Raw genomic sequence first — 4429 nt, forward strand, 5'->3', positions numbered from 1 at the left:
GCCCGTAAGCCCCCGCGAAGCTCTACCCTTGCCGGGTGGCACCAGCAGAAACGTCCAAGAAGAAGGCCAAGGCGAAGCCCAAGGCCTCCCCCGCCCCCGTCGACCTCGCGATGCCGACCCTGCGCCGCGAGATCCCGCGCGACGAGGTCCCGCTCGACTTCCCGCGCGCCTGGGTCGAGTTCGCCGACCCCGCCGACGAGGAGCAGGTCTTCCGCTGCGACCTCACCTGGCTGACCTCCCGCTGGTCCTGCGTCTTCGGCCAGGGCTGCCACGGCATCCGCGAGGGCCGCGGCGAGTCGGACGGCTGCTGCACGCTGGGCGCGCACTACTCGGACGAGGACGACGAGAAGCGCGTCCTGGGGCACGCGGCCCGGCTGACCCCCGAGCTGTGGGAGAACTTCGCCGAGGGCACCGACGCCAAGGGCCGGCTCAAGTCGGACGGCGGCATCACGATGCTGGACGAGGACGGCGACCGCCAGACCCGCCGCGTCAACGGCGCCTGCATCTTCGTGAACAGCCCCGGCTTCGCGGGCGGCGCCGGCTGCGCCCTGCACGCGCTCGCCCTCAAGGAGGGCCGCGAGCCGCTGGAGACCAAGCCGGACGTCTGCTGGCAGCTGCCGATCCGCCGCACCTACGACTGGATCGACCGCCCGGACGACACCCGCTACCTCCAGGTCTCGATCGGCGAGTACGACCGCCGGGGCTGGGGCCCGGGCGGCCACGACCTGCACTGGTGGTGCACCGGGGCGCCGGCCGCGCACCAGGGCGCGGAGCCGGTGTACGTCAGCTACCGTCCGGAGCTCACCGAGCTGATGGGCCGCGAGGCGTACGAGGTGCTGGCCCGGCTGTGCGAGGAGCGGATCGCCACCAAGGGCGACCGCAAGGTGGCCCCGCACCCGGCCGACCCCGCCCGGAAGAAGAAGTAGCGGGCAGGCGGCGGCCTACTTGTCGATGTCCCCGACCACGAAGAACATCGACCCGAGGATCGCCACCATGTCCGCGACCAGCGTCCCGGGCAGCAGCTCGGTCAGCGCCTGGATGTTGTTGAAGGACGCCGAGCGCAGCTTGAGCCGCCACGGCGTCTTGTCGCCGCGCGAGACCAGGTAGTAGCCGTTGATCCCGAGCGGGTTCTCGGTCCACGCGTAGGTGCTGCCCTCGGGTGCCTTGAGCACCTTGGGCAGCCGCTGGTTGACCGGCCCGGGCGGCAGGGTGGCGAGCTTGTCGAGGCAGGCGTCGGCGAGGTCGAGCGAGTTGAGGGTCTGCTCCAGCAGGCACTCGAAGCGGGCCAGGCAGTCGCCCTCCTCGCGCGTGACGACGGTGAGCACCTGCCGCAGTTCGTCGGAGCCGTACGCGAGGTAGGGCTCGTCGCGGCGCAGGTCGAGGTCGAGGCCGCTGGCGCGGGCGATCGGGCCGCTGACCCCGTACGCCTCGGCCTGCGCCCTGGTGAGGACGCCGACGCCGGCGGTGCGGGCGCGGAAGATCTCGTTGCCGAGGACGAGTTCCTCGAAGACCGGCAGCTGCGAGCGCACGGTCGCGACGGCGGTGCGGACCCGGCCGAGCCAGCCGGCCGGCAGGTCCTCCTTGAGGCCGCCGACCCGGTTGAACATGTAGTGCATCCGGCCGCCGGAGGCCTCCTCCAGCACGTGCTGGAGGTCCTCGCGGCCGGTGAAGGCGTGGAAGATCGGGGTGATGCCGCCCAGTTCCAGCGGGTAGGAGCCGAGGAACATCAGGTGGTTGAGCACCCGGTTGAGCTCGGCGAGCAGGGTGCGGACCCACACCGCCCGCTCGGGGACCTCCATGCCGAGCATCCGCTCGACGCCGAGCACGACGCCGAGCTCGTTGGAGAAGGCGGAGAGCCAGTCGTGCCGGTTCGCCAGCATGATGATCTGCCGGTAGTCACGGGCCTCGAACAGCTTCTCCGCGCCCCGGTGCATGTAGCCGATCACCGGCTCGGCGGTGACGATCCGCTCGCCGTCGAGCAGCAGGCGCAGCCGCAGCACGCCGTGCGTGGCCGGGTGCTGCGGGCCGATGTTGAGCACCATGTCGGTGGTGCCCGCCTCGCCGGTGAAGTTCTCGGCTCCCGCCCCGATGCCGACCGTGGTCTCCCTCATGGACCCAGAGTCTGCCATCCCGGCAGGGACTCCAAGCTCTCCGGTACCGACATGTGAACCGCCTGCACCAGCCACCCGAAGCCGCCCAGCCCGCTCGGGTCGGTGAGCTCCGCCCCCTCCCCCGCGCCGCCGAGCGCCCGCAGGTAACCCGCCGGGTCGGTGGAGGCGAGCGCGAGCGGCGGACGCTCGCCGCTCACCCCGAGCGCGCGCAGGGCCTCGCGCTGGGTTGTCCACAGGCTGTGGAGGGCGGGCACCGCGACGGCGTCCAGGGCGACGTGCGCGGTGACGTCGCAGGAGCCGTCCGGCACCGGGGCCACCTCCCGGCCGTCCCGGAAACCGGTGTACGTCCCGAACGGCGGCCGCCGCCCCGCCGTGTGCCCGTAGTCCACCGCGACGGCCAGGCCGCGCTCCAGCCCGGCCACCGCCCCCGCCCAGGCGGCGTCCCGGGGGCCGCCGAACTCCACCCGGTCCCCGCTCTCCCCGACCGGCCACCAGCGCCCGGCCCAGGCCGCGTCCGCCGCCGAGACCGGGCCGCCGAGGCGCTCCGCCCCGGTCGCGGTGTCCACCTCGACGTAGCGCAGCACCCCGTCCTCGTCCACCTCCCCGGCGTCCAGCGGTACGTTGTCCAGCCACTCGTTGGCGAACAGCAGCCCGGTGACGCCGCGCGGCGGCCGGTCCGTCCACAGGGCTGTGGACGACAGTCCCGCCGGCCGCTCGGCGAGCTCGACCCCGTACGGGCGAAGCCTCGCCAGCACCTCGCCGGGCAGCTCGGCCATCACGCCGGTCAGCAGTTCCCCCCGCCCGGCCCCCACGTCGACCAGGGCCAGCTCCTCCGGACGGCCGAGGGCCGCGTCAACCTCCAGCAGCAGCCGGGCCACCGCACGGGCGAACCTCGCGGACGCGTGCACCGAGGTGCGGAAGTGCCCGGCCGGGCCCTCCGGCCTGCGGTAGAAGCCGCGGTCCGGGTCGTACAGGGCCTGTTCCATGGCGGGCGCCCACCGCATCCAAGTCATGGGGCGGGACGCTACCCGGCCCCGGGGGACCCCTCCCAACCGGAGCGGGGGCTTCTCCGACCTACGGAGTAGGACGGATCGCCCTACCGGGGGACCTGGGCACCTCGCGCGACTGCCTAGGCTTGAGATGTGCATCGACTCAACGCCTGGCTCCGCCGTCACCCCATGGTGGTCGACGCCGCCTGGGCGTCGATCGTGCTCTTCCTCGGCCTGCTGCCGAACAGCAGCTACGACGAGTCCGGCTGGCGCTTCGACGCCGGGGTCCTGGTCGCGCTGCTGCTGCCCGCGCTGATGGTCTTCCGCCGGCGCTTCCCCGACGTCACCGTCGCCGCGGCCGCCGGCATCGGCGTGAGCCAGGTGCTCGCCGACGTCACACCGGGCGGCTCCTCGTTCGCCTACCTGGTCTTCGCCTACACCGGCGCCGCCTTCGGCCAGAAGTGGACCTCCCGGCTGGCGCTGGCCGCCGGGCTGTCCGCCGGACCGCTGGTGTTCTGGCAGATGAAGCCGATGAAGACGATCGGCGACGGCGCGGGCCACTACGTCTCCCGCCCGTACGCCTTCGGCGAAGCCTTCGTGATCACCCTGCTGATGAGCACCCCGTTCATCCTCTGCTGGGCCTGGGGCCGGCTGACCCGGGTGCGCCGCGCCTACCTGACCGAGCTGGAGGACCGCGCGGCCCGGCTGGAGCGCGAGCGGGACGCCCAGGCCCAGGTGGCGGTCGCGGCCGAGCGCGCCCGGATCGCCCGCGAGCTGCACGACGTGGTCGCGCACAACGTCTCGGTGATGATCGTCCAGGCTGACGGCGCCGCGTACGTGCTCGACAACTCCCCGCAGCAGGCGAAGGAGGCGCTCGGCACGATCGCCTCCACCGGGCGCCAGGCGCTGGTCGAGATGCGCCGTCTGCTGGGCGTGCTGCGCACCGCCGACACCGCCGAGGAGTACGTCCCGCAGCCGGGCGTCGAGGAGCTGCCGGAGCTGCTGGAGCAGGTCCGCACGGCCGGGTTGCAGGTGGACTACGCGACCTCCGGGCACCCGCGCGAACTGCCGCGCGGCGTCGAGCTGACCGTCTACCGGATCGTCCAGGAGGCGCTGACCAACGTCCGCAAGCACGGCGGCCCCGACGTGCACGCCCGGGTCGCGGTCGACTTCGGCGAGCGCGAGCTGGCCGTCCTGGTGGAGGACGACGGCCGCGGCAGCACCGACGAACAGCTCACCGCCGGCGGCGCGGACGGCCTGGGCCACGGCCTGATCGGCATGCGCGAGCGAGTCGGCATGGTCAGCGGCAGCCTCGACGTGGGCCCCCGC

4 protein-coding genes are annotated in these 4429 nt (G+C 73.4%); 2 read left to right on the forward strand and 2 right to left on the reverse strand.

Features of this window, described 5'->3' with window-relative positions; translation table 11 throughout:
- Positions 1-110: 110 nt before the first annotated feature.
- Positions 111-926, forward strand: coding sequence for a hypothetical protein (locus J0670_RS31175; RefSeq protein WP_207815216.1), 816 nt, complete (start codon positions 111-113; stop codon positions 924-926).
- A gap of 15 nt (positions 927-941) precedes the next feature.
- Here J0670_RS31175 and J0670_RS31180 read toward each other — a convergent pair whose 3' ends face one another.
- Both J0670_RS31180 and J0670_RS31185 read right to left on the reverse strand, forming a co-directional pair.
- Positions 942-2111, reverse strand: coding sequence for an NADH-quinone oxidoreductase subunit D (locus J0670_RS31180; protein WP_207815210.1), 1170 nt, complete (start codon positions 2109-2111; stop codon positions 942-944).
- On the reverse strand, positions 2108-3124 hold the full coding sequence (locus J0670_RS31185; protein WP_207815212.1) for an SAM-dependent methyltransferase: 1017 nt from the start codon (positions 3122-3124) through the stop codon (positions 2108-2110). Before J0670_RS31185 ends, J0670_RS31180 begins: the two co-directional genes overlap by 4 nt.
- Positions 3125-3289: 165 nt before the next feature.
- On the opposite strand from J0670_RS31185, the gene J0670_RS31190 reads away from it, so the two are divergent.
- Positions 3290-4429: sensor histidine kinase (locus tag J0670_RS31190; protein WP_243437790.1), on the forward strand; the 1140-nt coding region annotated here is incomplete at its 3' end.

This window comes from Streptomyces sp. FH025 (assembly GCF_017427025.1).
Classification (GTDB): Bacteria; Actinomycetota; Actinomycetes; order Streptomycetales; family Streptomycetaceae; genus Kitasatospora.

Bases quoted from the DNA above. Each gene is read 5' to 3' on its own strand.
- J0670_RS31175 (WP_207815216.1), top strand. From the start codon at position 111: ATGCCGACCCTGCGCCGCGAGATCCCGCGCGACGAGGTCCCGCTCGAC.
- J0670_RS31180 (WP_207815210.1), bottom strand. From the start codon at position 2,111: ATGAGGGAGACCACGGTCGGCATCGGGGCGGGAGCCGAGAACTTCACC.
- J0670_RS31185 (WP_207815212.1), bottom strand. From the start codon at position 3,124: ATGACTTGGATGCGGTGGGCGCCCGCCATGGAACAGGCCCTGTACGAC.